The 25,790-nt window shown below is 71.0% G+C and carries 24 protein-coding genes; 4 read left to right on the plus strand and 20 right to left on the minus strand.

Going from position 1 to position 25,790, the window contains the following annotated elements:
• Position 1 precedes the first annotated feature (1 nt).
• The 3 genes from nadD to OG782_RS11660 all read right to left on the minus strand — a co-directional run bounded on the left by nadD (position 2) and on the right by OG782_RS11660 (position 1,059).
• Positions 2–619 carry a nicotinate-nucleotide adenylyltransferase gene (gene nadD / locus OG782_RS11650; RefSeq protein ID WP_406450005.1) on the minus strand — a complete coding sequence of 206 codons (618 nt, stop codon included), beginning with the start codon at positions 617–619 and terminating at the stop codon, positions 2–4.
• Positions 620–657: 38 nt separating this feature from the next.
• Positions 658–822 carry a hypothetical protein gene (locus OG782_RS11655; RefSeq protein WP_329616272.1) on the minus strand — a complete coding sequence of 55 codons (165 nt, stop codon included), beginning with the start codon at positions 820–822 and terminating at the stop codon, positions 658–660.
• Positions 823–906: 84 nt separating this feature from the next.
• Positions 907–1,059: a hypothetical protein gene (locus OG782_RS11660; RefSeq protein WP_406450007.1), complete on the minus strand. Its 153-nt coding sequence runs from the start codon at positions 1,057–1,059 to the stop codon at positions 907–909.
• 110 nt (positions 1,060–1,169) lie between these two features.
• On the opposite strand from OG782_RS11660, the gene OG782_RS11665 reads away from it, so the two are divergent.
• On the plus strand, positions 1,170–2,291 hold the full coding sequence (locus tag OG782_RS11665) for a M48 family metallopeptidase (protein WP_406450009.1): 1,122 nt from the start codon (positions 1,170–1,172) through the stop codon (positions 2,289–2,291).
• Here OG782_RS11665 and OG782_RS11670 read toward each other — a convergent pair.
• The 5 genes from OG782_RS11670 to proB all read right to left on the minus strand — a co-directional run bounded on the left by OG782_RS11670 (position 2,224) and on the right by proB (position 7,400).
• On the minus strand, positions 2,224–3,342 hold the full coding sequence (locus OG782_RS11670) for a hypothetical protein (RefSeq protein WP_406450011.1): 1,119 nt from the start codon (positions 3,340–3,342) through the stop codon (positions 2,224–2,226). The two genes, OG782_RS11665 and OG782_RS11670, sit on opposite strands and share 68 nt — an antisense overlap.
• A gap of 258 nt (positions 3,343–3,600) precedes the next feature.
• Positions 3,601–4,194, minus strand: a complete 594-nt coding sequence (locus OG782_RS11675; RefSeq protein ID WP_406450013.1) for a hypothetical protein — start codon at positions 4,192–4,194, stop codon at positions 3,601–3,603.
• A gap of 65 nt (positions 4,195–4,259) precedes the next feature.
• The gene (locus OG782_RS11680; RefSeq protein ID WP_406450015.1) at positions 4,260–5,543 is read right to left on the minus strand and encodes a glutamate-5-semialdehyde dehydrogenase; all 1,284 of its coding nucleotides are present in this window, start codon (positions 5,541–5,543) and stop codon (positions 4,260–4,262) included.
• 81 nt (positions 5,544–5,624) lie between these two features.
• Positions 5,625–6,125 (minus strand): hypothetical protein, encoded by a 501-nt coding sequence (locus OG782_RS11685; protein ID WP_406450017.1) that lies wholly within the window; start codon positions 6,123–6,125, stop codon positions 5,625–5,627.
• Positions 6,126–6,266: 141 nt separating this feature from the next.
• Positions 6,267–7,400 (minus strand): glutamate 5-kinase, encoded by a 1,134-nt coding sequence (gene proB, locus OG782_RS11690; RefSeq protein WP_406450019.1) that lies wholly within the window; start codon positions 7,398–7,400, stop codon positions 6,267–6,269.
• Between the two features lie 194 nt (positions 7,401–7,594).
• Here proB and OG782_RS11695 point away from each other — a divergent pair, with 194 nt between their 5' ends.
• On the plus strand, positions 7,595–8,245 hold the full coding sequence (locus OG782_RS11695; RefSeq protein ID WP_406450021.1) for a dTDP-4-dehydrorhamnose 3,5-epimerase family protein: 651 nt from the start codon (positions 7,595–7,597) through the stop codon (positions 8,243–8,245).
• 38 nt (positions 8,246–8,283) lie between these two features.
• Here the strand turns inward: OG782_RS11695 and rfbD are convergent, their stop codons facing one another.
• The 3 genes from rfbD to OG782_RS11710 are packed head-to-tail and all read right to left on the minus strand — an operon-like array spanning position 8,284 to position 11,218.
• Entirely contained in the window at positions 8,284–9,168 is an 885-nt protein-coding gene (gene rfbD / locus OG782_RS11700; protein ID WP_406450023.1) for a dTDP-4-dehydrorhamnose reductase, read from the minus strand.
• Positions 9,165–10,151, minus strand: coding sequence for a dTDP-glucose 4,6-dehydratase (rfbB, locus tag OG782_RS11705; protein ID WP_406450025.1), 987 nt, complete (start codon positions 10,149–10,151; stop codon positions 9,165–9,167). Before rfbB ends, rfbD begins: the two co-directional genes overlap by 4 nt.
• A complete protein-coding gene (locus OG782_RS11710; RefSeq protein ID WP_406459000.1) occupies positions 10,148–11,218 on the minus strand; it encodes a glucose-1-phosphate thymidylyltransferase in 1,071 nt (356 codons plus the stop codon). Before OG782_RS11710 ends, rfbB begins: the two co-directional genes overlap by 4 nt.
• Before the next feature lie 356 nt (positions 11,219–11,574).
• Between OG782_RS11710 and OG782_RS11715 the strand changes: the two genes are divergently transcribed.
• Positions 11,575–11,835: a hypothetical protein gene (locus tag OG782_RS11715; protein ID WP_406450027.1), complete on the plus strand. Its 261-nt coding sequence runs from the start codon at positions 11,575–11,577 to the stop codon at positions 11,833–11,835.
• Positions 11,836–11,912: 77 nt separating this feature from the next.
• On the opposite strand, the gene galE is transcribed toward OG782_RS11715, so the two are convergent.
• Entirely contained in the window at positions 11,913–12,884 is a 972-nt protein-coding gene (gene galE / locus OG782_RS11720; protein ID WP_406459002.1) for a UDP-glucose 4-epimerase GalE, read from the minus strand.
• Between the two features lie 205 nt (positions 12,885–13,089).
• Between galE and OG782_RS11725 the strand changes: the two genes are divergently transcribed.
• The gene (locus OG782_RS11725; protein WP_406459004.1) at positions 13,090–15,321 is read left to right on the plus strand and encodes a CDP-glycerol glycerophosphotransferase family protein; all 2,232 of its coding nucleotides are present in this window, start codon (positions 13,090–13,092) and stop codon (positions 15,319–15,321) included.
• Positions 15,322–15,394: 73 nt separating this feature from the next.
• Here OG782_RS11725 and obgE read toward each other — a convergent pair whose 3' ends face one another.
• From obgE to OG782_RS11765, 8 genes are all read right to left on the minus strand, one after another.
• Entirely contained in the window at positions 15,395–16,834 is a 1,440-nt protein-coding gene (gene obgE, locus OG782_RS11730) for a GTPase ObgE (protein ID WP_406450029.1), read from the minus strand.
• Between the two features lie 139 nt (positions 16,835–16,973).
• Entirely contained in the window at positions 16,974–17,231 is a 258-nt protein-coding gene (gene rpmA, locus OG782_RS11735; RefSeq protein ID WP_018103204.1) for a 50S ribosomal protein L27, read from the minus strand.
• A 14-nt stretch (positions 17,232–17,245) separates the two neighbouring features.
• Positions 17,246–17,566 (minus strand): 50S ribosomal protein L21, encoded by a 321-nt coding sequence (rplU, locus tag OG782_RS11740; RefSeq protein ID WP_018551604.1) that lies wholly within the window; start codon positions 17,564–17,566, stop codon positions 17,246–17,248.
• A 197-nt stretch (positions 17,567–17,763) separates the two neighbouring features.
• On the minus strand, positions 17,764–18,825 hold the full coding sequence (locus tag OG782_RS11745; RefSeq protein WP_406450032.1) for an iron-containing alcohol dehydrogenase family protein: 1,062 nt from the start codon (positions 18,823–18,825) through the stop codon (positions 17,764–17,766).
• Positions 18,813–19,565 (minus strand): sugar phosphate nucleotidyltransferase, encoded by a 753-nt coding sequence (locus OG782_RS11750; RefSeq protein ID WP_406450034.1) that lies wholly within the window; start codon positions 19,563–19,565, stop codon positions 18,813–18,815. Before OG782_RS11750 ends, OG782_RS11745 begins: the two co-directional genes overlap by 13 nt.
• Positions 19,566–19,632: 67 nt before the next feature.
• Positions 19,633–20,523 carry a UTP--glucose-1-phosphate uridylyltransferase GalU gene (gene galU / locus OG782_RS11755; protein ID WP_406450036.1) on the minus strand — a complete coding sequence of 297 codons (891 nt, stop codon included), beginning with the start codon at positions 20,521–20,523 and terminating at the stop codon, positions 19,633–19,635.
• Between the two features lie 112 nt (positions 20,524–20,635).
• A complete protein-coding gene (locus OG782_RS11760; protein ID WP_406450038.1) occupies positions 20,636–24,673 on the minus strand; it encodes an Rne/Rng family ribonuclease in 4,038 nt (1,345 codons plus the stop codon).
• Between the two features lie 232 nt (positions 24,674–24,905).
• Positions 24,906–25,688 (minus strand): TIGR03936 family radical SAM-associated protein, encoded by a 783-nt coding sequence (locus OG782_RS11765; protein WP_406450040.1) that lies wholly within the window; start codon positions 25,686–25,688, stop codon positions 24,906–24,908.
• Positions 25,689–25,790: the final 102 nt, after the last annotated feature.

Raw genomic sequence — 25,790 nt, forward strand, 5'->3', positions numbered from 1 at the left:
CTCATTCGCCGCGGTACAGCTGGCGCTTGTCGATGTAGCGGACCACACCGTCCGGCACCAGGTACCAGACCGGATCCCCCTGGGCGACCCTCTCGCGGCAGTCCGTGGAGGAGATCGCCAGCGCGGGAACCTCCACGAGGGAGACGCCCCCCTCCGGCAGCCCGTCGTCCGTGAGCACGTGCCCCGGCCGGGTCACACCGATGAAGTGGGACAGCGAGAACAGCTCTTCGGCATCCCGCCAGGTGAGGATCTGGGAGAGCGCGTCGGCGCCGGTGATGAAGAACAGATCCGCGTCACCGTGGACCTCCCGCAGGTCCCGCAGGGTGTCGATCGTGTACGTGGGGCCGTTGCGGTCGATATCGCTCCGGCTGACCGAGAACTGCGGGTTGGACGCTGTCGCGATGACCGTCATCAGATAACGGTCCTCGGCCGGGGAGACCTGCTTGTGACTCTTCTGCCACGGCTGCCCGGTCGGGACGAAGACCACCTCGTCGAGGTGGAACTGGGCGGCCACTTCACTGGCCGCCACCAGGTGTCCATGATGAATCGGGTCAAACGTCCCGCCCATCACGCCGAGTCGGCGCTTTCCGCGGCCGGTAGGCACTTCCTGCTCTCCCATGCGTGCAGAGCCTACTGGCACAGCTGTACGCCTCGGCCTCAGCGGTCGCGGTTGAAGCGCGTAGTGATCCACAGAAGGAGGAGAAGCGCGACAAACGCACCGCCACCGGTGAGGAGCGGGTTGAGGCTTTCATGGTTGCCGCCGTGCTCGGCGCCCTCGGCGGCGACGGTGACCAGCTGGTGTGCGGTGCTCGTGAGGCTCATCTTCGGCAGGACCTATCGATCGGGAGTCGGAGGGAAGACGTCGCGGCCATCGTATGCGGGCGCCTCGGGCACGCTCACGCCGACTCAGTCGTTGTGGTCGTCGTTGCGGTATCCGCGCAGCAGGAACCAGGCCAGCAGGCCGGCTCCGACGAGCGAGGCGAGCAGCACGATCCGGATCGTGTTGCCCGGTCCCTGCTCTTCGGATGCGGCGGCGAACAGAGCAACGGTGTGCGGCATCTCGGGCGTCTCCTCAGTTATCCACAGCCCCCCGCACACCGTAGCCCCAGCACCTACGCTGGGATTTGTCAGGGGGCGAGCGACGTCTCGTACGAACAGGGGGCCCATTCATGACCGACGGCAGCAACGAGAACCATGAGCGCGTGCCGAGCAGGCAGCGCAGGCGTTTCCCGGGAATCTCGTCCCGGGCGTACGAACACCCGGCGGACCGCTCGGCCCTGGTCGCACTGCGCAAGCTGAGCGGTTTCGACACCGTCTTCAAGGCGCTGAGCGGGCTGCTTCCGGAGCGCAGTCTGCGACTGCTCTTCCTGTCGGACTCCGTCCGGGTGAGCGACGCCCAGTTCGTCCACCTCAACGACATGCTGCGGGACGCCTGTTACATCCTGGACCTGGAGAAGGTCCCGCCGATGTACGTCAGCCAGGACCCCCGGCCCAACGCCATGTGCATCGGCCTCGACGAGCCGATCATCGTGGTGACCACGGGTCTGGTGGAGCTGCTCGACGAGGAGGAGATGCGGGCGGTCGTCGGGCACGAGGTGGGGCACGCCCTGTCCGGTCACGCCGTGTACCGCACGATACTGCTCTTCCTCACCGGTCTCGCTCTCAAGGTGGCCTGGATCCCGCTCGGCAATGTCGCGATCATGGCCATCGTCACGGCCCTGCGCGAGTGGTTCCGCAAGTCGGAGCTGTCCGCGGACCGGGCCGGACTGCTGGTCGGCCAGGACCTGCAGGCCTCGATGCGCGGGCTGATGAAGATCGCCGGCGGCAATCACCTCCACGAGATGAACGTGGACGCCTTCCTCGCCCAGGCCGACGAGTACGAGAAGGCCGGCGACCTGCGTGACTCCGTCCTGAAGATCCTCAATGTGCTCCCGCGCACGCACCCGTTCACCACGGTGCGCGCGGCCGAGCTGAAGAAGTGGTCGGAGACCCGCGACTACCAGCGGATCATGGACGGTCACTACCCCCGGCGTGACGAGGACAAGGACACCTCGGTGACCGACTCCTTCAAGGAGTCCGCCTCGCACTACGCCGATTCGGTGCGCAGCAGCAAGGACCCGCTGATGAAGCTGGTCGGCGACATAGCGGGCGGCGCCGGGGATCTGGGCGGCAAGCTCCGGGACAAGTTCACCGGCGGGGGCGGGGCCGCCAGGGGCGGCGAGTCTACGGACGGCTCCCAGGACTCACCGGGGCCACAGGACCCTGAGGGGCCGCAGACGGCAGGGAGCTGACCTCCAGCGTCCCGCACAGTGCCGCGGTGGGCCGGCCCGTCTCGTACGGGTCGGTGCCCGCGGGGCCGCGAGGGACGGCCCGCCGGCCCGCGAGCAGCGGCCGCAGCGCACCGGTGGTGTCGGCCGAGCAGGACTGCGGCCCTGCCTGGAGGTAGCTGGTCTGCACCTCCAGCCGGTGCAGCCGCAGGTCCTCCCGGTCGAACCGGAAGCGCATCTCCCGCCGTACGGTGAACAGCGAGGCCCCGCCCTCCTGCTGGGGGCCCGAGACGGCCGGGCGCAGGACATAGGTGAAGGTGTGGTCCGACACCACTTCCAGGGCGTCGGCCCCCACCTCGGCGTAGCGCAGCGTGCCCCGGACCCGGACCTCGGGGTCCGGGGTGACCGCGGCCGGGTCGAACCTCACCAGCCAGCCGGTCGCGGCGTGCCGGCCGTCGTTGTACGGCTCGTTCATGCTCCGGTCGAACTGGACCATCTGGTCCGGGTCGAGCAGTGACTCCACCGGCCGTACGGCGTTCCCGCCGAGCACGTCGGGGTCGAGCGAGGAGGCCGCCAGATAGTCCTTGACGGTGATCAGGGCGGCGACCACCTGGCTCTCCGAGAAGTTGTCCGTGCGCCGGGTCACCGGGAGGTTGATGCCCGCCACGCCCTTCGGATAGTGGGCGGCGGGGCTGCTCGCGAAGAGGGCGGCCGTGGTGCCCGCCGGTACGGGGCCGCGCGGCGCCAGGGGGACGACGGTCATCCGCAGCGGCTCGGCCCGTCTGCCCACGGGGCTCTGGTAAGGGTGCCGGAAGCCCATGAAGACGGCCGCGCCGAAGGCCAGAGCGATCAGGACCACCAGGGCGAGTGCGGCCCGGGAGCCGTTGCGGAAGGTCCGGTTCGGCAGGCTGCGTACGGCACGGGCGTGTTCCCCCATGCGCTCCTTCGCGGAGAATTCCTGCAGCCGGGCAGCGCGCACGAAGGACTCGTCGAAGACGAGCGAGCGGTACTCGTCCTCGCTGCCGCTCGCGCCGTTCTCCGATGGACCATCGGGGGGATCTCCGCGGTCTGCCATGACTTCTCCCGACTCCACGCCACCGACCGGGGCCGAAACGGTGCACCCCTTCCGGCCGAAAGGCTCCGGACAGGGCCTGCCCGTCGTGCGTGGGCACGCCGGGACAGGTGAGAAGCCCCCTCTTCGAGCGGATGAGGGGTCATACCTTCAGAGTAGGTCGATTACGGCGAAGGTAAACGCGGTGGCGGGCGGGAACCGCCGCGGCGGTCGCCCGTCGCGTCGGAAGCACGGGAGAGGTGCGCAGCCGGCCGGCCGCCCTCAGGGGGTGCGCGGGACCGCGGAGACCATCGGGCGGGAGTAGCTCTCGGCGGCGGACGGGGCGGCGGTGGGTCCCGGCGCACTGTCCACGCCGCTGGTGGCCGGTGGCGGGACCTGGTCCTGCCGGTCGCCCGAGGTATTGCGGTAGACGGCGCTGAAGGCCAGCGCGACCATGCCGACGCCCATCAGTACGGCCAGCAGCCAGGCCACCGGGCGGTGCCAGCGGGCCGCACCCCGGTAGGGGCGCAGGGAACCGCCGTGACGCCCGTAGGGGCTGTTGTCGTAGTAGCCGTCGTCGCGGTCCGGCCCGTCGCCGTAGGCGCTGCCGTGGCCGTATGCGCCGGGCCCGTAGCCGTCGTCGTAGAACTCGTCGTCCAGCGGGCCGCCGCCGGTCCGGGCGCGGAAGGCGTCGGCCTCGGCCCGCGCCTCGGCGGCCGCCAACAACCGCTCGACAGCGGTGGGTTCATGGAACTCGGCGGCCCGTACGAAGTCCTCGTCGAACACCACGGAGGCGAAGTCCTCGTCCGCGCCCCCGCGGTCGTCGTCGGGCTCCCAGCCGTTCGGGAACGGCCTGCCCCCCACGTCGTCCGGCACGGCTTCAGCCTAGACCCGCGGGGTGGTTTTGGGCAGGGAGACGGCGCATCCGGCGCATTCGGAGGTCACCTCACGTGGCCGTCGCCGGTCACGATGTACTTCGTGGACGTCAGCTCCGGCAGCCCCATCGGGCCCCTGGCGTGCAGCTTCTGTGTGGAGATGCCGATCTCGGCGCCGAAGCCGAACTGACCGCCGTCGGTGAAGCGCGTCGATGCGTTGACGGCCACCGTCGTCGAATCCACCAATTGGGTGAATCGGCGGGCCGCGGCCTGCGAAGTGGTCACGATCGCCTCGGTGTGACCGGACGACCAGAGCCGGATGTGCGCCACGGCCGCGTCCAGCGACTCCACGACGGCTGCCGCGATGTCGTACGAGAGGTACTCGGTCTCCCAGTCCTCCGGCGTCGCCGGCACCACGGTGGCCTTGGACCCCTCGGCGTACTCCAGGACCCGCTCGTCGCCGTGCACGGTCACGCCGGCCTCGGCCAGGGCGTCCAGGGCGAGCGGCAGGAACGCGGCGGCGACGTCCTTGTGCACCAGGAGCGTCTCCGCGGCGTTGCAGACGCTCGGCCGCTGGGCCTTGGAGTTGACCAGGATGGCGACGGCCATGTCGAGGTCGGTCTCCGCGTCCACGTACACGTGGCAGTTGCCGGTGCCGGTCTCGATCACCGGGACGGTGGACTCCTCGACGACGGTACGGATCAGCGAGGCGCCGCCGCGCGGGATGAGCACGTCGACCAGACCGCGGGCCCGCATGAGCTCGCGTACGGAGTCACGGTTCTCGCCCGGCACCAGCTGCACCGCGTCGGCCGGCAGTCCGGAGCCGCCGACCGCGTCGCGCAGCACCCGTACGAGCGCGGTGTTGGAGGCGAAGGCGGAGGACGAGCCGCGCAGCAGTACGGCGTTGCCCGACTTCAGGCAGAGCGCCGCCGCGTCCACCGTCACATTGGGCCGGGCCTCGTAGATGATCCCGACCACGCCGAGCGGCACCCGGACCTGGCGCAGGTCGATGCCGTTGGGCAGGGTCGAGCCGCGCACGACCTCGCCGACCGGGTCGGGCAGCGCCGCCACGTCCCGCACGTCGGCGGCGATCGCCCGGATCCGCTCGGGGGTGAGGGTGAGCCGGTCGACGACCGATTCGCTGGTCCCGGCCTCGCGGGCCCGTGCCACGTCCTCGGCGTTGGCCTCCAGGATGTCGCTCGTCCGTACCTCGAGCGCGTCCGCGATCGCCAGCAGCGCGTCGTCCTTCGCCGCGCGCGGAAGTGGCGCGATGTCGGCGGCCGCTGAGCGGGCCCGGTAGGCGGCCTGGGCGACCGGGGACATGTTGTCGTACGGCGAGAGCGTGGTCATGCCCGCAGAGTAGTGCGCACACTGCGGGCATCCGTCACGTATCCCGTGATGCGAGACAGCGACGCGGGAACGGCGTCCGGATCAGTACGGGTGCACGCCGACCGGGGCGGCCGGGGGCGGCCCGTACCCCTCGGCGACGCGCTGGTGGTACGTCTCGCGGTCGATGACCTCCAGGCCGACGATCTCCCAGGGCGGCAGACCGGCGCTGGAGCGGTGCTCCCCCCACAGCCGCAGGGCCACCGCCGCCGCGTCGTGCAGATCGCGGGCCTCTTCCCAGTAGCGGATCTCCGCATGGTCGTTGGCATAACGGCTGGTCAGCAGGAAGGGGTGGTCGTGCGCGAGCTGCTCGAGACCGCGTCTGACCTCCTTCAGCGGGATCTCGGCGCCGGAGACACAGAGCGTGATGTGCCACAGCTTCGACTGTGTACGTTCCTGACCGGCCACGGCGGGTTCGGGCCCGGTGGTCCGTTTTTCCCTCAGGTCCGCGGACCCGTTCTCGTCGAAGCCGGCACCCGCGCTGACGCTGGTCAGGGTGCGGCCACCCGTTCCTCGGGGCGGCGCCCCCGGGCGCGCTCGTCTCACCGGCGGCCTCCTGTGATGTGTTGCTGTGCTGTACCCCGCAGTGTCCCTGCTACAAAGTGGACCAGCCCGCGGCCCGGCATGGGGTGGTTTTCGTGAAGGTCTCCGCCCGAAGGCTGGACTTTCAGCCGTTTCAGCGGTGCGTCAGGTGTGCAGGAGGACGAGATCGTCCCTGTGTACGACCTCGCGCTCGTAGGCGGGGCCGAGTTCGCGGGCCAGGTCACGGGTGGAGCGGCCGAGGAGCTGCGGGATCTCCTTGGCGTCGAAGTTGACGAGCCCGCGGGCCACCGGCCGCCCCCGCAGGTCGCGCAGCTCCACCGGGTCGCCCGCGGTGAACTCGCCCTCGACCGCGGCGATCCCGGCCGGCAGCAGTGAGCTGTGGCGTTCGACGACCGCCTTCACGGCCCCGTCGTCCAGGGTCAGCGAACCCTGCGGGGTGGAGGCGTGGGCGAGCCACAGCAGCCGGTCCGCCGAACGGCGCCCGGTGCGGTGGAAGTAGGTGCCGGTGTCGCGGCCGGCCAGCGCGTCGGCCGCGTGGCTCGCCGAGGTCAGGACGACCGGGATGCCGGCCGCCGTGGCGATCCGGGCGGCCTCGACCTTGGTGACCATGCCGCCGGTCCCGACGCCCGCCTTGCCGGCGCTGCCGATGGTGACCCCGGCCAGGTCGGCGGGGCCGGTGACCTCGGCGATGCGGGTGGTGCCGGGGATGCTCGGGTCGCCGTCGTAGAGGCCGTCCACGTCCGAGAGGAGGATCAGCAGATCGGCCCGGACCAGGTGGGCGACGAGCGCGGCGAGCCGGTCGTTGTCACCGAAGCGGATCTCGTCGGTGGCGACGGTGTCGTTCTCGTTGACGATCGGCAGAGCGCCCATGTCCAGGAGCTGGTCCAGGGTGCGGTAGGCGTTGCGGTAGTGGGCGCGGCGGCTGGTGTCGTTGCTGGTGAGCAGGACCTGGCCGACGCGGACTCCGTAGCGGGCGAAGGAGGCGGTGTAGCGGGCGACGAGCAGTCCCTGGCCGACGCTGGCCGCGGCCTGCTGCCTGGCCAGGTCCTTGGGCCTGCGGTGCAGTCCGAGCGGAGCGAGTCCGGCCGCGATGGCACCGCTGGAGACGAGGACGACCTCCCGCTCGCCGCCGCTGCGCACCTTGGCGAGCACATCTACGAGCGCGTCGACCCGGTCGGCGTCGAGACCGCCGGCCGCGGTGGTGAGGGAGGAGGAACCGACCTTGACCACGATCCTGCGGGCCTCCGTGACGCCCTGCCTTGCCCCTGACACGCGCATCCCCCGTGGTTCGCCTCGCTGGACCCCGCAATCTACGCGAGCGGGGAATTCGGCGCCTTCACGTTCCGTACCGTGGACCCCGATTCGTCCGCATCCATACCGTTCCGTATCCGTTCCGCCCCGCGACTCGTTGCTGAAGACGCCGGCACCACGGCGACAGGACTCGGCGAATCTCAGGAACAGGACGTGATCACATGCGCCAGCTCTCCATTCCAGGGGCCTGGGTGCACGAGCCCGAACTCATCACCGACAGCCGCGGCAGCTTCCACGAATGGTTCAGGGCCTCGGACCTCGGGGAGGCCGCGGGACACGGTCTGGGGCTCGCGCAGGCGAACTTCTCCACCTCGCGCCGGGGCACGCTGCGCGGGATCCACTTCGCCGACGTCCCGCCGGGCCAGGCGAAGTACGTGAAGTGCGTGCGCGGCGCGGTACTCGACGTGATCGTGGACGTCCGGACCGGCTCGCCCACGTACAAGCGGTGGGAGGGGGTGCGCCTGGACGACACCGATCACCGGGCGGTCTACATCGCCGAGGGGCTCGGCCACGCCTTCATGGCGCTGACGGACGACGCGTGCGTCCTCTATCTCTGCTCCGAGGGCTACGCCCCGGGGCGTGAGCACGGCATCGATCCGCTCGATGCGGAGCTGGGCATCGAGTGGCCGGCGGACATCGCGCCGCTGCTGTCCGGGAAGGACGCCGCGGCGCCCTCGCTGGCCGGGGCCGGGGAGCAGGGGCTGCTTCCCTCGTACGCGGAGTGCGAGGCGTACTACGCGCGGCTGCGGGCGGGCGGTGCGCCGGTGCCCGGCGTGCGGGCGGACGGACCGGCGCTGGAAACCGTCGGGTGACCTGCCCCCCGCCCGCTCGCGGGTCACCCGGCCGCTGATCAGGGGCGTTCGGCGGCGAGCAGCGCCGGGAACGCCTCGCCCAGTGCCGTGCGCCAGTCCCGGATGGGTTCGATCCCGGCCGCCGCGAACCGCCTCTGCGCGAGCACGCTGAACGCGGGCCGGGGTGCCGGGCGGGGATACGCGCCGCTGGTAGTCGGCCGGACGCGGGCCGGGTCGGCGCCGAGCAGCCGGAAGATCTCCCGGGTGAAGCCGAACCAGGTCGTCTCGCCGCCGCTGGTGCCGTGGTAGACGCCCGCCGGGGCGGTGCCCTCCAGCGCGGCCTGTCCGAGCCGGACCAGCCGGCCGGCCAGGTCGGCGGTCCAGGTGGGCTGCCCGCGCTGGTCGTCCACCACGTCGAGGGTGTCCTTGACGCCCTCCAGCCGGATCATCGTCCGGACGAAGTTGGCGCCGCCCGCGCCGTACAGCCAGGCGGTGCGGACGACGTACCCGGTGTCGGGAAGGGTCTCCAGCACGGCCCGCTCGCCGGCCAGTTTGGTGCGTCCGTAGGCGCTGCGCGGGCCGGTGGGCGCGTCCTCGCCGTACGGCAGGGTGCCGTCGCCGGCGAACACGTAGTCGGTGGAGACGTGGAGCAGGACGGTGCCGTGTTCGCGGCAGGCCGCTGCGAGGACGGCGGGCCCGGTGCCGTTGACCCGCAGCGCGGCGTCCTCCTGGCTCTCGGCGTCGTCGACGGCGGTCCAGGCCGCGCAGTTGACGAGGACGGCGGGGCGGTGGGTGGCGAGCAGATCGCGGACGCGGGCGGGATCGGCGATGTCCAGGACGGTGCGGTTCGCCGCGACGGCGGTGATGTCCTCGCGTGCGAGCGCGGCCATCAGGTCCTGTCCCAGCATTCCGGCGGCCCCGGTGACCAGCCAGAGCGGGCTCACAGGGCGGCCCTCTCCTTGAGCGGCTCCCACCAGGCCCGGTTGTCGCGGTACCACCGCACGGTCTCGGCGAGGCCGGTGCGGAAGTCCTTGCGGGGCTCGTAGCCGAGCTCCTCGCGGATCCTGGTGCAGTCGACGGAGTAGCGCCGGTCGTGCCCCTTGCGGTCCTCGACGTGGATGACGTCGGTGTCCCAGCCGGCGCCGCAGGCCTCCAGCAGGAGCCCGGTGAGCTCCTTGTTGGAGAGCTCGGTGCCGCCGCCGATGTTGTAGACCTCGCCCGCGCGGCCCTTGGTGCGGACGAGGTCGACGCCCTGGACGTGGTCGTCGATGTGGAGCCAGTCGCGGACGTGGGCGCCGTCGCCGTAGAGCGGGACGGGCCGGCCGTCCAGCAGGTTGGTGACGAAGAGCGGGATGACCTTCTCGGGGAAGTGGTGGTGCCCGTAGTTGTTGGAGCAGCGGGTCACCCGTACGTCGAGCCCGTGGGTGCGGTGGTACGCGAGGGCGATCAGATCGGCGGACGCCTTGGAGGCGGAGTACGGGGAGTTGGGCGCGAGCGGTTCGTCCTCGGTCCAGGAGCCCTCGTCGATCGAGCCGTAGACCTCGTCGGTGGAGACGTGCACGAAGGTCTCGACACCGGCCAGGTACGCGGCGTGGACGAGGGTGTGGGTGCCCACGACGTTGGTGCGGACGAACGCGGCGCCGCCGTCGATGGAGCGGTCGACGTGCGACTCGGCGGCGAAGTGCACCACCTGGTCGTGCCCGGCCATGAGGGTGCCGACCAGCTCCGCGTCGCAGATGTCGCCCTGGACGAACGAGAAACCGGGATGGCCGCGGACCTCGTCGAGGTTGGCCGGATTGCCCGCGTAGGTGAGCTTGTCGAGCACGGTGACGGCGATGTCGCCGGGGCCGTCCGGGCCCAGCAGCGTACGGACGTAGTGCGAGCCGATGAAGCCGGCGCCGCCGGTCACCAGGAGGTGGTTCGTCATGAGGAGATCTGCACCTTGCTGTGGTCGCCGAGGACGAGGCGGTGGGCGGACGGGCTCCGCGGCGCGGGGGTCACTTCGACGTCGTGGCCGATGAGTGAGGCCTCGACGCGGCGGACGCCGTCGATGGAGGCGCCCCGCAGCACGATGGAGTACTCGATCTCGCTGTCCTCGATCCGGCAGTTCTGGGCGACCGAGGTGAACGGTCCGACGTAGGCGTCACTGATCACCGACCCGGCGCCGATGATCGCGGGCCCGACGATCCGGCTGCGGGTGACCCGGGCGCCCGGCTCGATCCGCACCCGGCCGATGATCTCGCTCTCGTCGTCGACGCGGGCGCCCTCGGTGCACGGTTCGACGGTCTCCAGCACGGTCCGGTTGACCTCCAGCATGTCGGTGACGTTGCCGGTGTCCTTCCAGTAGCCGCGGATCGTGGTGGAGCGGACGTCGCGCTCCTGGTCGATGAGCCACTGGATGGCGTGGGTGATCTCCAGTTCCCCGCGCCAGGACGGCCGGATGGAGCGGACGGCCTCGTGGATGGCCCGGGTGAAGAGGTAGACGCCGACGAGCGCCAGATCGCTCTTGGGCTCCTTCGGCTTCTCCTCCAGGGCCACCACCCTGCCGTCCCCGTCCAGTTCGGCGACACCGAACGATGTCGGGTCGGGCACCCGGGTCAGCAGGATCTGGGCGTCGGGCCGGTCCGCGCAGAACCCCTCGACCAGCCCGGCGATCCCGCCGACGATGAAGTTGTCGCCGAGGTACATGACGAAATCGTCGTCGCCCAGGAAGCGCTGGGCGATCAGGACCGCGTGCGCGAGGCCGAGCGGTTCGGACTGCGGGATATAGGTGACGTCGATGCCGAACCGGGAGCCGTCGCCGACCGCTGCCCGGATCTCCTCCTCGGTGTCGCCCACGATGATGCCGACCTCGGTGATGCCGGCTTCCGCGATCGCCTCCAGGCCGTAGAACAGCACCGGTTTGTTCGCGACCGGAACCAGCTGTTTGGCCGAGGTATGGGTAATGGGACGAAGCCGGGTGCCTGCCCCACCGGAAAGTACGAGAGCCTTCACAGTTTCTGCCCCCACGATGAGATGGCGGTCCTGTCGCAGCTGCGACCTACCGGGTGACCTTACTGAGATTCACTGTCCTATCTGCGACAAAACAGCCTTGGCGACCCGTTGCCGACACATCCGGAGGAAAAGCGGCGGCCTCCCGTAACCGAACCGCTCTCTTTCTTTCCGGCCCGGTTCACGGAAACCACAAAACACACGTCCGTGACATCGAACTCATTATCGGTTTCCCCGTCCCGCGCGCCACGAAAGGGGCCTCCGGCCGGCCGCCCACCTTCGGCGAGGCCTTCCCGACGATCGGCGCGGCGACGATCCTCACCCCGGACGTAGCGCAGGTCCCCGCCCCACTCGACTCGGTGCGCAACCCCGGCGGCGACGGACCGGCCGGGGCCAGGGCCGGTCTGAAGCTCCGCCTCCCGGGCCCGTCGGACCCGCCCTCCCGGGTCCGTATCGGCGAGGCGGCGCTCGGTCTCTGCGAAGTCGCCGACGAACACCACGTACGGATGATGAACCGGCTGCTCCCCGCGATCCCGGCGCAGCGCGGTGCGGGACGGACCGAGGCGGCGGCGAAGGAGGCGGGGCCGGAGGACCTGGCGGAGCCGCTGCCCGAGGCGTGACCTGCCCGTGCCTCGGACGCACGGAGGCCCGGTACCACCCCCTGGGGCTGGTACCGGGCCTCGTCGCGCAAGTGTGCCTACGGGTGGCGGAGGCGCCAGCCCTGCCAGGCGGACTCGATCATCTCGTCCACACCGAACCGGGCCGACCAGTCCAGCTCCGCGCGGATCCGGTCCGCGCCCGCGACCACGCGTGCCGGGTCGCCGGGGCGGCGCGCGGTCACGTCGGGCTCGACGTCGCCGTTGTCCGTGACCTTGAGGATCCGTTCGACCATCTCGCGTACCGAGCTGCCCTCACCGCGGCCGATGTTCAGCGTGAGGTCCGTACCGGCCTCGGCCTCCGCGAGCCGGCCGGCGGCCGCGAGGTGGGCGGAGGCGATGTCCTCGACGTGGATGTAGTCGCGGATGCAGGTGCCGTCGGGCGTCGCGTAGTCGTCACCGAAGATCCGCGGGCCCTCGCCGGCCTCCAGGCGCTCGAAGACCATCGGGATGAGGTTGAACACCCCGGCGTCGGCGAGCTCCGGCGACGCCGCACCGGCGACGTTGAAGTAGCGGAGCGAGGCGCAGCGCAGCCCGTGGGCCTTGGCGGCGGCGTGGATCAGCCACTCGCCGACGAGCTTGGTCTCGCCGTACGGGCTCATCGGCGCGCACGGGGTCTCCTCGGTGACGAGGTCGACATCGGGCATGCCGTAGACGGCTGCCGAGGAGGAGAAGACCAGCCGGTCGACGCCTGCCGCGACCATGGCCTCCAGCAGCACCTCCAGGCCGGTGACGTTCTCCCGGTAGTAGTGGAGGGGGCGCTCGACGGACTCGCCCACCTGCTTCTTGCCCGCGATGTGAACCACACCGGTCACACCGTGGTCGCGGATCGCCGCGTCCAGGGCCTGACGGTCGAGAACGCTGCCGGTCACCAGCGGCACCCCGGCGGGGACCTTCTCCGCGCTGCCGGTCGACAGGTCGTCGAACACGACCACCTGCTGACCTCCCGCGATCATCGCGCGCACGACATGCGCACCGATGTATCCCGCCCCACCCGTAACCATCCAGGTCATGTCGTGCGTCTCCCTGTCTGCCGTACCCATCGGCTTCACTCTACGTGCAGGAAATGTGCAATCCGCGGAGCGGGCCTCACCGCACCGAACGCACCGGCGGCGATCAATTACTCTGTCCGGGTGCCGGACGCCGACCCACTGTTCCACGGTGCGCACCGCGCCCCTCGCACAGACCCTGCGGACAGCTCTCTGGAACTGGTGGACGATGCCTCGACTGACACTCATCGTGCCTGCGTACAACGTGCAGGGGTACATCGGGGAGTGTCTCGACTCCGTGCTCGAGCAGGACTTCACCGACTTCGAGGTCATCGGCGTCGACGACTGCTCCCCCGACGGCTCGGGCGCGATCCTCGACACGTACGCCGCGCGTGACCCCCGGGTCAGTGTGCTGCACCTCACCGAGAACGTGGGGCTGGGCCGGGCGCGCAACGCGGGTCTCGACCGGGCGAAGGGCGATTATCTGCTCTTCCTCGACAGCGACGACACCCTGGCCCCGGGCTCCCTGGCGGCCATCGCCGCGCGGCTCGACGCGACGGACGACCCCGACGTCCTGATCTACGACTACACCCGCACGTACTGGGACGGGCGTCTGCTGCGCAACAAGCGCGCCGACCTGCTGGACGAGGGCGATCCCGCCGTCTTCCCGCTGGCCGACCGGCCCCAGCTGCTGGACCTCCTGCAGATCGTGTGGAACAAGGCCTACCGCCGCGAATTCGTCACCCGCCACGGTTTCCGCTTCCCGCCCGGGTATTACGAGGACGCTCCGTGGACGTACACCTCGCTGATCGCTGCGGAGCGCATCGCCGTGCTCGACCGTTCCTGTGTGCTGTACCGGCAGCGACGTGAAGGCGGAAACATTCTCCGTACGGTCAGCCGAAAGCATTTCGATGTTTTCGATCAGTACGACCGTGTATTCGCCTACCTGGACGAGCGGCCCGAGCTCGCTTCCTGGCGTCCGGCGCTGTTCAGGAAAATGGTCGACCACTTCCTGACCGTTCTGGAAAAGCCCGGCCGGCTTCCGCGGAACGCGCGGGCCGAGTTCTTCCACCGGGCGGCCAAGGACTACAGCAGCCGCCTCCCGGAGGGATTCGAGCGGCCGCCGGGCGGCCGCGGTTACAAATACGCGCTGCTGGGCGTCGATTCCTATTCGGCGTACTTCGGGATCACCCGGGCCAACAACGTGCGCAACCGCGCCCAGCTGGGCAGCCGGGCCCGCCTCGGCCGGGCCAAGCGCGCCGCCCTGGGCATGTTCTACAAGTCCCAGCTGCGCATGCCGCTGGACGAGAACCTGGCGGTGTTCTCCGCCTACTGGGGCCGCGGCTACTCCTGCAACCCGGCGGCGATCGAGGCCGAGCTGGGCCGTCTCGCCCCGGACATGCGCCGCGTCTGGGCCGTCCGCGCCGAGCACCGCGACCGGGTGCCCAAGGGCGTCGAGGCGGTGGTGGTCGGCTCCCGGGAGTACTGGGCGGTCATGGCCCGCGCCAAGTACCTGACGAACAACGTGAACTTCGGCGACACCGTCATCAAGCGCGAGGGCCAGATCCATCTGCAGACCCATCACGGCACCCCGCTGAAGACGATGGGGCTCGACCAGGCCCAGTACCCCGCGTCCACCAGCATGGACATGGAGAAGCTGCTCCGGCGCTGCGACCGCTGGGACTACAGCCTGTCCGCCAACCGGTTCTCCACCACCGTGTGGGAGCGGGTGTACCCGTGCCGGTACACCACGCTGGAGACCGGCTACCCGCGCAACGACGTGCTGGTCAACGCCACCGCGGCGGACGTGTCGCAGGCCCGGCACGAGCTCGGTCTGGCGGACGGCTCCAAGGCGTTTCTCTACATGCCGACCCACCGCGAGTACCAGAAGTCCTTCGCCCCGCGGCTCGATCTGCCGAAGCTGGCCGAGGAGCTGGGCCCCGACGTCACCCTGCTGGTGCGCGGTCACTACTTCTACAGGCCGACCGACCGGCTCGCCGAGCTCCAGGCCAGCGGGCGGATCATCGACGTCTCCGCGCACGGGAACGTCGAACAGCTCTACCTCGCGGCGGACGCCCTGATCACCGACTACTCCTCGGCGATGTTCGACTACGCCAACCTGGACCGGCCGATCGTGATCTACGCCGACGACTGGGACACCTACCGGGTCGTGCGCGGCAGCTACTTCGACCTCATGGCCGAGCCCCCGGGCACGGTCGCGACCAGCCAGGAGCAGCTCACCGAGGTCCTCGGCTCCGGCCAGTGGCACAGCGAGACGTCGGACGGGCTGCGCAAGGCGTTCCGGGAGCGCTACTGCGACTACGACGACGGGCATGCCGCGGAGCGCGTCGTGCGCAGGGTCTTCCTGGGCGAGGAGACCCTGCTGCCGGTCGTCCCGCTCGCCGAGCGCACACCGGCGCCCTCCCCCGCCGAGGCGCTCGAACAGGCCGGCCGCGCCTGACCCGGACGGCCCGGAAAACACCCGGTCCCGGCTCCCCCGAAGGGAACCGGGACCGGTGTCGGTTCTCCCGTGCTTACGCGAACGGGTCGAACTCCTGGTACTCCTTGCTGACGTCGTCGCGCTCCGACTCGCGGTCGCGGCGGCGCTGAGCGGCCGGACGCGGCTCCTCGAGACGGTGGTCCTCGCCACGGCGTCCGAGCATCTCGGCACCGGCCGTCACGGTCGGCTCCCAGTCGAAGACGACGGCGTTGTCCTCGGCTCCGATGGCCACGCCGTCGCCGGCACGGGCCCCGGCCTTGCGCAGCGAGTCCTCGACGCCGAGCCGGTTCAGCCGGTCCGCGAGGTAGCCGACGGCCTCGTCGTTGTTGAAGTCGGTCTGGCGCACCCAGCGCTCCGGCTTCTCGCCGCGCACCCGGTAGATGCCGTCGTCCTCCAGCACCACGGTGAACCCGGCGTCGTCCACGGCCTTGGGCCGGATGACGATACGGGTCGCCTCCTCCACCGGCTTGGCGGCACGCGCCTCGGCGATGACGCCGGCCAGGGCGAAGGAGAGCTCCTTGAGGCCGGTACGGGCGACGGCGGACACCTCGAAGACGCGGTAGCCGCGGGCCTCCAGCTCCGGACGGATCATGTCCGCGAGGTCCTGGCCGTCCGGAATGTCGATCTTGTTCAGGACGACGATGCGGGGCCGGTCGTCCAGACCCCCGTACAGCTTCAGCTCCTCCTCGATCATGTCGAGGTCGGAGACCGGGTCACGGTCGGACTCCAGCGTCGCGGTGTCCAGTACGTGTACGAGCACCGAGCAGCGCTCGACGTGGCGCAGGAACTCCAGGCCGAGGCCCTTGCCCTGGCTGGCGCCCGGGATCAGGCCCGGGACGTCGGCGATGGTGTAGACGGTGCTGCCCGCGGTGACCACGCCCAGGTTCGGGACCAGGGTCGTGAACGGGTAGTCGGCGATCTTCGGCTTGGCCGCGGACAGGACCGAGATCAGCGAGGACTTGCCGGCGCTCGGGTAACCCACCAGGGCCACGTCGGCGACGGTCTTGAGCTCCAGGACGATGTCGCGGCTCTCACCGGGCTCGCCGAGCAGCGCGAAGCCGGGGGCCTTGCGCCGGGCGGAGGCCAGCGCGCCGTTGCCGAGGCCGCCGCGGCCGCCCTGGCCCGCGACGAACATGGTGCCCTGGCCGACCAGGTCGGCGAGCACATTGCCGTCCTTGTCCAGCACCACGGTGCCGTCCGGCACGGGCAGGATCAGGTCCTGGCCCTCCTTGCCGGTGCGGTTGTCACCGGCACCGGGCTGGCCGTTGGTGGCCTTGCGGTGGGGGTGGTGGTGATAGTCGAGGAGCGTGGTGACGGCCTGGTCGACGATCAGGGTCACATCGCCGCCGCGGCCGCCGTTGCCGCCGTCCGGGCCGCCCAGCGGCTTGAACTTCTCACGGTGAACGGAGGCGCAGCCGTGGCCCCCGTTACCCGCGGCGGCATGCAGCTCGACGCGGTCCACGAAGGTGGTCATGGTTGGAACCTCCAGTTACATACGTGCAGAAATGTCTCGCTCGTGCCCCTGTAGGAGCAACACGCGAAAGGCGGACCCACTTCCCGTTAAAGGAAGTGAGGTCCGCCTCCACGTCAAACCGCTCTACGAGCGCCGAAAGTCAGCCGGCGATCGGAACGATGTTCACGACCTTGCGGCCACGGTGCGTGCCGAACTCGACCGCACCGGCGGCGAGGGCGAACAGCGTGTCGTCGCCGCCACGGCCGACGCCCGTGCCCGGGTGGAAGTGGGTGCCGCGCTGGCGGACCAGGATCTCACCGGCGTTGACGGCCTGACCGCCGAAGCGCTTCACGCCGAGCCGCTGAGCATTGGAATCGCGCCCGTTCCGAGTGGACGATGCGCCCTTCTTATGTGCCATGTCTCCTCAGTCCCTTACTTCGCAGCCGCGGGGATACCGGTGACCTTGATCGCCGTGTACTGCTGGCGGTGACCCTGGCGACGGCGGTAGCCGGTCTTGTTCTTGTAGCGAAGGATGTCGATCTTCGCGCCCTTGTGGTGGTCCACAATCTCGGCCTGGACCTTGATGCCGTCAAGCACCCACGGGTCGCTGGTCACGGCGTCGCCGTCGACAACGAGCAGGGTAGAGAGCTCTACCGTGTCGCCAACCTTGGCGGTGGGAATCTTGTCAACCTCAACGATGTCGCCGACAGCAACCTTGTGCTGGCGACCACCGCTGCGCACGATGGCGTACACGCGGATCTCACTCTCACTCGAAGCGAAAACCTCTGAAGCCAGCCGCTCACACGGGTCCGGGGACCCGTGATGATCCGGATTGGACGAGCGGCCTCTCCCGAACGAGCGGGAGGTGAGTGCTCAGAGGTGTGGCGAAACAAACGCCGACGGTCAAGATTACGGGTCCCCGGACAGCCCGGTCAAACCGGGCCCCGTTTTCAGGCCCCGGCCGCCCTGACGTAGCCGGCGTAGGCGTCCCTGATCCCGTCCGCGGACAGGTTCAGGTGTTCCAGGATCGTGTAGCGGCCCGGCCTGGTCCGGGGCGCGAAGTCGACCACCGAGACGAACTCGTCCACGCTGAACCCGATCTCCTCGGCCGTGACCGGCAGCCCGTGCCGCCGCAGCGCCTTCGCCATCCGCACGGACTCCTCGTGCGCACCGCGCAGGTGCATGGCGAACGCCGCGCCCAGACCGCACTGCTCGCCGTGGCTGGCGGCACGCTGGGGAAAGAGCAGGTCGAAGGCGTGATTGATCTCGTGGCAGGCGCCCGAGGCGGGACGGCTGTCCCCCGCCACCGACATCGAGATGCCGGTGAGCACCAGCCCCTCGGCCAGCACCTGGAGGAAACCGTCGTCGCCCAGGTCCCCGGGGTGGCGCAGTACGGCCTCACCGGCCTGCCTCGCCATCGCGGCGGCCAGCCCGTCGATGTCCTCGCCGTTGACCCGGTGGGCGAGCTCCCAGTCCGCCACCGCGGAGATGTTCGAGAGCGCGTCACCGATCCCGGACCGCACGAAACGGACCGGGGCCTCACGGATGATGTCGAGGTCGATGACGACGGCGATCGGGTTCGGGACACCGTACGAGCCACGGCCCGCGTCATTGTCCAGCGTGGCCACGGGTGAGCACAGACCGTCGTGGGACAGGTTCGTCGCCACGGCCACCAGCGGCAGCCCGATGCGCGCCGCGGCGAACTTCGCACAGTCGATGATCTTGCCGCCGCCGAGGCCCACGACGGCGTCGTACCGCCCGGACTTCATGTCCTCGGCGAGCTTGACGGCATCGTTCAGCGTCCCGCCGCCGACCTCGAACCAGGACGCGCCCGGCAGGCTGTCCGACAGCCGCTCCCGCAGTGCCCGGCCGGAACCCCCGCTGATCGCGACCGCCAGCTTGCCCGAACCGGAGATCCGCTGATCGGCGAGGACACCCGCCAGATCGGCCAGCGCACCCGCACGGATGTCGACGACGACCGGCGCGGGTATCAGCCGGGTCAGTACTGGCACGCGATCTTCCTGCCCTTGGCCAGGTCCTCGTGGTTGTCGATCTCGACCCACTTCACGTCGCCGATCGGCTCCACGTCGACCTTGAAGCCGCGGTTGACGAGCTCCTGGTAGCCGTCCTCGTAGTAGAGGTCCGGGTCACGCTCGAACGTGGTCTTCAAGGCGTCGGCCAGCTCCTCGGCCGCGTCGCCCTCGATGAGGGTGACCCCGATGTACTCGCCCGTCGCCTCGGCCGGGTCCATCAGCTTGGTGATCCGCTGAACGCCCTTCTCCGGGTCGACGACGACCTTCATCTCCTCGTCGGCGAGCTGCTTGACCGTGTCGAGGGCGAGGATGATCTTCTTGCCCTCGCCGCGGGCGGCCAGCAGCGTCTTCTCGACGGAGACCGGGTGCACGGTGTCACCGTTGGCGAGGATCACGCCGTCCTTGAGCGCGTCACGCCCGCACCACAGGGAGTAGGCGTTGTTCCACTCCTCGGCCTTGTCGTTGTCGATCAGCGTGAGGGTGACGCCGTACTTCGCCTCGAGGGCCGCCTTGCGCTCGTACAGGGCCTCCTTGCGGTAGCCCACGATGATCGCGACATCGGTCAGACCGACCTCGGCGAAGTTGCCCAGCGTCAGGTCGACGACGGTCAGGCTCTCCTCGTCACCCTCGGGGCCCACCGGCACCAGGGCCTTGGGAAGCGTGTCGGTGTAGGGGCGCAGACGGCGGCCGGCGCCGGCCGCCAGAATCATGCCGATCATGAGGGTTCTCCTTGGTCCTTGGTGCGTGTTTCTCGGGTGGGTGCGTGCGCGGTACGGCCGCGGCGGCTCAGAGCTCGGCCGCCACGAAACCACGCAGCCAGGTACGGAATTCCGGGCCCAGGTCCTCGCGCTCGCAGGCGAGTCTGACGATGGCCCGCAGGTAGTCGCCGCGGTCACCGGTGTCGTAACGGCGGCCGCGGAAGACGACGCCGTGCACCGGGCCGCCGCGCTTCTCGTCGGCGGCCAGCTGCTGCAGCGCGTCGGTCAGCTGGATCTCGCCGCCGCGGCCCGGCTCCGTCTCACGCAGCACACCGAAGACGGCCGGGTCCAGGACGTAGCGGCCGATGACGGCCAGGTTGCTGGGCGCGTCGCCGGCATCCGGCTTCTCGACCAGCCCGGTGACCCGTACGACGTCGCTCTCCGCGGTGGCCTCCACCGCGGCGCATCCGTACAGGTGGACCTGCTCGGGCGCGACCTCCATGAGCGCGACGACGCTGCCGCCCTCACGCTCCTGGATCTCCACCATGCGCGACAGCAGAGGGTCGCGCGGATCGATCAGGTCGTCACCGAGGAGAACCGCGAAGGGCTCGTCGCCCACATGGGGCGCCGCACACAGAACGGCGTGGCCCAGGCCCCGCGGATCGCCCTGGCGGACGTAGTGCATGGTCGCCAGTTCGCTGGACTCCTGGACCCGCACCAGCCGCTCGTCGTCGCCCTTGCGGGTCAGCGCCGACTCCAGCTCGTAGTTCCGGTCGAAGTGGTCCTCGAGGGCCCGCTTGTTGCGCCCGGTGATCATCAGCACATCGCTCAGCCCCGCCGCGGCGGCCTCCTCCACGACGTACTGGATCGCGGGCTTGTCGACCACCGGCAGCATCTCCTTGGGAGTTGCCTTGGTCGCCGGCAGGAACCGGGTTCCGAGCCCGGCGGCCGGTATGACTGCCTTCTGGATCTTGTGCATGTGCTGGCGACTTCCGTGTGGGGGGCGAAGAGACCGGGCGCCGGAACGCAGCCGGCCCGGTCCGTTCTACGGGACCGGGACGGCTGCGTCGTCACGCGCCGCGAGAGGCCGCTCAGGCCTCGTCGGCCGAAGCCGTGACGGAGGAGGACGTCTGCTGCTCCGCCGCCACCGTCTTCTTGGCGGCCGCCTTCTTGGCCGTCGTCTTCTTCGCGACGGTCTTCTTGGCGGCAGCCGTCTTCTTGGTGGCCGCCTTCTTGGCCGTGGCCTTCTTCGCGGTCTTGCGGACCGCCTTCTTGGCCGGTGCCGTCCCGTCGTCGGGCACGGACTCCGGCTCGGCGGCCGTCACCACGACGACCTCTGCCTCTTCGGCACCCGCGGGGGAACCCGCGGGCGCGGTGACCTTGCGGGTCACCCGGCGCCGGGCACGCGGCGGGGCGGCCGGCTCCTCGGCCGGTGCCTCGGCGTGGGGCGCCTCGACGACCGGGTCCTCGGCGGCGACCGCAGTGGCGGTCACCGGCTCCTCGGCGGCCGGAACCGGCGCGATCTCCTCGGCCGGGGCCGGCGAGCCCGCCGGGGCGGTCGCCTTACGGGTCGCCCGGCGGCGCGTACGGCCCTGGGGCGCCTCGGCGACGGGCGCCTCGGCGACCGGGGCCTCGACGACCGGCTCCGGCTCCGGCTCCACGACGGGCTCCGGCGCCGCGACCGGCTCGGCCACGGGGGCCGGGGCGGACGCCGCCCTCGGAGCACCGGCCGGGGCCGATGCCTTCCGGGTGGCCCGACGACGGCCACGGCCGCGCCCGGCGGCCGCCTCGGCCTCGGCCGGGCTGCTGTACAGCTCCTCGTCGGGGACGAACTCCGGCTCCGGCAGCGCCAGCGGGGCGGCGACCTCAGCAGCCACCTCGGCCTCGGTCTCGACGTCGGTCTCCGCCTCGGAGACGTGCTCGTCGTGGTCCTGCTCGTGACCGTGGTCGTGCTCGTGATCCTGGCCCGAACCGCCGCGGCGCTTCTTGGACCGCTTGCCGTTGCCGCCGCCACCGATCGAGGTGGGCTGCTCCATGTGCACGATCACGCCGCGCCCGTTGCAGTGGACACAGGTCTCGGAGAAGGACTCCAGCAGACCCTGGCCGACCCGCTTGCGGGTCATCTGGACCAGGCCCAGCGAGGTGACCTCGGCGACCTGGTGCTTCGTACGGTCGCGTCCCAGGCACTCCAGCAGACGCCGCAGCACCAGGTCCCGGTTGGACTCCAGCACCATGTCGATGAAGTCGACGACGACGATGCCACCGAGGTCGCGCAGCCGCAGCTGACGCACGATCTCCTCGGCCGCCTCCAGGTTGTTCTTGGTGACGGTCTCCTCGAGGTTGCCGCCCTGACCGGTGAACTTGCCGGTGTTGACGTCGACGACGACCATCGCCTCGGTCTTGTCGATCACCAGCGAGCCGCCGCTCGGCAGGTAGACCTTGCGGTCCAGCGCCTTCATGAGCTGCTCGTCGATCCGGTACGTCGCGAAGATGTCGACCTCGGAGGTCCACCGCGACAGCCGGTCCGTCAGGTCGGGCGCCACGTGCGAGACGTAGCCGTGGATGGTGTCCCACGCCTCGTCGCCGCTGACGATGACCTTGGAGAAGTCCTCGTTGAAGATGTCGCGGACGACCCGGACGGTCATGTCCGGCTCGCCGTAGAGAAGCGTCGGCGCGTTGGAGCTGCCGCTGCTCTTCGACTTCTTCTGGATGTCCTCCCACTGCTGCTGCAGACGCTCGACGTCGCGGCGCAGCTCGTCCTCGCTCGCGCCCTCGGCGGCGGTACGGACGATGACGCCCGCGTCCTCGGGAACGATCTTCTTGAGGATGGTCTTGAGCCGGGCGCGCTCGGTGTCGGGCAGCTTGCGGCTGATCCCCGTCATCGAGCCCTCGGGCACGTAGACCAGGTAGCGGCCGGGCAGCGAGACCTGGCTGGTCAGGCGGGCGCCCTTGTGGCCGATCGGGTCCTTCGTCACCTGGACCAGGACGGACTGGCCGGACTTGAGCGCACTCTCGATACGCCGCGGCCCGTGGGCCATGCCGAGCGCCTCGAAGTTGACCTCACCGGCGTACAGGACCGCGTTGCGGCCCTTGCCGATGTCGACGAACGCGGCCTCCATGGACGGCAGGACGTTCTGGACCTTGCCCAGGTAGACGTTGCCGACGTAGCTGGTGGCCTGCTCCTTGTTGACGTAGTGCTCGACGAGCACGTTGTCCTCGAGGACGCCGATCTGGGTGCGCTCGCCGTTCTGGCGGACGACCATCACGCGCTCGACGGCCTCACGACGGGCGAGGAACTCCGCCTCGGTGATGATCGGCACGCGGCGGCGGCCCTGCTCCCGGCCCTCGCGGCGGCGCTGCTTCTTGGCCTCCATACGGGTCGAGCCCTTGATGGACTGGACCTCGTCGAAGCCGGTGCCGGGCTCGCGCTCGGCCTCCTTCTTACGGGGCTCGCGGACCTTGACGACCGTGCGCTCCGGGTCGTCCGTACCGTTCTCGGCGTCGGACGAGGCGTCACCGCTGCGACGGCGGCGGCGCCGGCGACGACGGCTGCTGCTCGATCCGGAGGCGGCGGACTCGTGGTCGTCCTGCTCGTCGTCGCCCTCGTCCTCGGACTCGTGCTCGCGCTCGTCCTCGGTGCGGTCGGCGTCGTCGTCCGGGTGCTGCTCGGCGGCGTCGTCCTCGGCGGACTCGCCACGGCGGCGGCGACGGCCACCGCGACGGCGCCGGCGCGACGGGCGGTCGCCGTACTCGTCGGTCTCCTCCCCGTCCTGCTCCGCGTCGTTCTCGCCCGACGGCTCGTCCTCGGCCTGCTCCTCCACCGGGGCGGCGGCCGGTACGGGCGCGGCGGCGGGCTCGCCCTCGGCGGCCTCACCGCGACGGCGGCGACGGCGACGCGAACCGGCCTGCGGCGCGGCCTCGGCCGGGGCGGCCGTCTCGGTGGCCGCGACCTGTTCCTCGGCCGTCACGATCTCGTCCTCGAGCTCCTCGTCCTCCACGGCCGGAACCGCTGCGGCGGCCGCGGCGGCCGCGGTCTCCGGAGTCTGGAACATGGGCTCGGCGAAGACCGGCGCCTGGAAGACGGCCACGGCGGGGCGCGTCGCGCGACGGCTCCGGCGCGCGGGCTCCTCGACCTTGCCGGTGAACTCGGGCCGGCCTGCGGCGGCGGTCGCCCGGCGACGCTGACGGCCGCGCGGGGCGGCCTCCTCGACCTCGGCGGTCTCGGCTGCCAGCTCCTCGACGGCCTCCTCGGGCAGACTCTCGCCGGACTGAGCCTCGACGCGCTCCTCGGCGGCCTGCGGGGCACCTGCCGGGGACGTCGCCTTACGGGACGCACGGCGACGGCCTCGCGGTGCCTCGACGGGCTCGGCCGTTTCGGTGACCTCGGGCGTCTCCGCCACCTCGGCGGCCTCGGCGACGACGGGCTCGACCCGGGCGGCCTGCGGCGCGCCGGCCGGGGCGGAAGCCCTGCGCCGGGTGCGGCCACGCGGCGCCTCGGCGACGACGGGCTCGGCAGCGGCGGGCTCGGGGCTCTCCACGGCCACTGCTTCCTCAACGATCTCGACGGCCTCGGCGGCCTGCGGCGCACCCGCCGGAGAGGTCGCCTTGCGGGACGCACGACGACGCGCACGCGGCGCCTCGACCGGCTCCGCCACGGGCTCCTCCACGACCGGCTCGGCCACCACGGGCGCCACGGCCTCTACGGCCTCGGCAGCCTGCGGCGCACCCGCCGGGGCAGTCGCCTTGCGGGACGCACGACGACGCGCACGCGGCGCCTCGACCGGCTCCGCGGTCTCTGCCTCGGCCGGCGCAGCCGCCTCGGCGACGGGCTCCACGATCTCCGCGGCCTGCGGCGCACCCGCCGGAGCGGTCGCCTTGCGGACCGCGCGGCGGCGCGCACGGACGGGCGGCGCGGCCTCGGCCTCGGTGGCGTTCTCGGTACTGGTTTCCGACACTCCGGCGTCAACGGCCGGTATGGCCGGCGCCTCGGCTCCGGCCTGTACGCCCGCCGTCGGCGGGCCGGCGGGGCGGGACGCGGCGCGGCGCCTGCGGCGCGGCGGCAGCTTGTCCCCGGGGGTGTTGTTGTCTTCAGCGTTCCCGGTCGTGCCGGGTTCGGTGGGCTGGGGCATGCGGGCGGTTCTCCCGTCGTGCTCCCGGGCGCCGCACCTGATTCCGGTCCGGCACGGTCCGCATGATGTACGCGATACCGCCGTCCGGGGCGCGGGCGCCGCACGGGAGCTGAATGTCTGGCTCGCCGGTTCCCTACGCGGTGTGCGCACGGCCTGGCGAAAGTCTTATGGGTCAGCGCGCGGCCCGGCCCAGGTGGCTCCCGAGCCCGAGGGCTGCGCTACAACGACCGCCTTACGCGGAACCTGCACCTTCCGGCGCCGTCGCGACGGCGGTCCCGGCGGCCGTGGATGGAGCGGCCGGGGCTGCCTCGCGGTCGGGCGCGAGCGGGTCGGTCACCGTGCCGGACTCCTCGTCGAAGAGCCCCTGCGCCAGCCTGGTCACCGCTGCGGGGACCGGCGGCGCCAGGTCGGCCACAACGCGGAGACCGGACAGGACGTCGTCAGGCCGAACGGCAGGTGTCACGTGCCGAACAACCAGCCGCAGTATCGCACAGGCCTTGTCCCCGGGCCTATCAGGCTGATGATCAAGGGCCTGCAGGTCGACCACGGCGGACCGGGCGTCGAAGGTCCGCATGCCGTTCTTCGTACGGCGCTCGACCTCGACGGTCTCTGCCGCGTTGAACGCGGCCACGGCCTTCTGGGCCTCCGCCACGTCGACGCCGTCCAGCCGCATCTCCCAGACGGAGGCGGTCAGCCGGTCGGCGAGACCCGAGGTGCGGGCCTCGACGGCATCGGTGATGTCGAGGCCGTCCGGCAGCGAGTCGTTGAGCAGATCGCGCAGGGTGCCCGGGTCACGGGCCTCGGTGAGCGCGATCTCCAGGAACTCGGCCTCGCTGCCCGTGCCGGTGGGTGCGGCATTGGCGTACGACACCTTGGGATGCGGGGTGAAGCCCGCCGAGTAGGCCATGGGAACCTCCGAGCGGCGCAACGCCCGCTCGAAGGCACGCTGGAAGTCACGGTGACTGGTGAACCGGAGGCGGCCGCGCTTGGTGTAGCGCAGTCGAATGCGCTGCACTGCCGGTGCGGGCGGCGGGCCTTCGGGCTGTCGCTTGCCCAGTGGTTCTTCTCCTCGGTGCGGAGCGGACGCGGTTGCGCGCCGCCCTCGAAATGCGGTGTC

Origin of the sequence: Streptomyces sp. NBC_00876 (assembly GCF_045207435.1) — a bacterium.
In the GTDB taxonomy this organism is placed as follows: Bacteria; Actinomycetota; Actinomycetes; order Streptomycetales; family Streptomycetaceae; genus Streptomyces.

Excerpts from the sequence above, each read along its gene's own strand:
- nadD (WP_406450005.1), bottom strand. The coding sequence starts at position 619 with ATGGGAGAGCAGGAAGTGCCTACCGGCCGCGGAAAGCGCCGACTCGGC.
- obgE (WP_406450029.1), bottom strand. The coding sequence starts at position 16,834 with ATGACCACCTTCGTGGACCGCGTCGAGCTGCATGCCGCCGCGGGTAAC.
- galE (WP_406459002.1), bottom strand. The coding sequence starts at position 12,884 with ATGACCTGGATGGTTACGGGTGGGGCGGGATACATCGGTGCGCATGTC.
- OG782_RS11665 (WP_406450009.1), top strand. The coding sequence starts at position 1,170 with ATGACCGACGGCAGCAACGAGAACCATGAGCGCGTGCCGAGCAGGCAG.
- OG782_RS11655 (WP_329616272.1), bottom strand. The coding sequence starts at position 822 with ATGAGCCTCACGAGCACCGCACACCAGCTGGTCACCGTCGCCGCCGAG.
- OG782_RS11660 (WP_406450007.1), bottom strand. The coding sequence starts at position 1,059 with ATGCCGCACACCGTTGCTCTGTTCGCCGCCGCATCCGAAGAGCAGGGA.
- OG782_RS11695 (WP_406450021.1), top strand. The coding sequence starts at position 7,595 with ATGCGCCAGCTCTCCATTCCAGGGGCCTGGGTGCACGAGCCCGAACTC.
- rfbB (WP_406450025.1), bottom strand. The coding sequence starts at position 10,151 with ATGACGAACCACCTCCTGGTGACCGGCGGCGCCGGCTTCATCGGCTCG.
- OG782_RS11760 (WP_406450038.1), bottom strand. The coding sequence starts at position 24,673 with ATGCCCCAGCCCACCGAACCCGGCACGACCGGGAACGCTGAAGACAAC.
- OG782_RS11680 (WP_406450015.1), bottom strand. The coding sequence starts at position 5,543 with ATGACCACGCTCTCGCCGTACGACAACATGTCCCCGGTCGCCCAGGCC.
- OG782_RS11670 (WP_406450011.1), bottom strand. The coding sequence starts at position 3,342 with ATGGCAGACCGCGGAGATCCCCCCGATGGTCCATCGGAGAACGGCGCG.
- rpmA (WP_018103204.1), bottom strand. The coding sequence starts at position 17,231 with ATGGCACATAAGAAGGGCGCATCGTCCACTCGGAACGGGCGCGATTCC.
- OG782_RS11750 (WP_406450034.1), bottom strand. The coding sequence starts at position 19,565 with ATGATCGGCATGATTCTGGCGGCCGGCGCCGGCCGCCGTCTGCGCCCC.
- proB (WP_406450019.1), bottom strand. The coding sequence starts at position 7,400 with ATGCGCGTGTCAGGGGCAAGGCAGGGCGTCACGGAGGCCCGCAGGATC.
- galU (WP_406450036.1), bottom strand. The coding sequence starts at position 20,523 with ATGCACAAGATCCAGAAGGCAGTCATACCGGCCGCCGGGCTCGGAACC.
- OG782_RS11725 (WP_406459004.1), top strand. The coding sequence starts at position 13,090 with ATGCCTCGACTGACACTCATCGTGCCTGCGTACAACGTGCAGGGGTAC.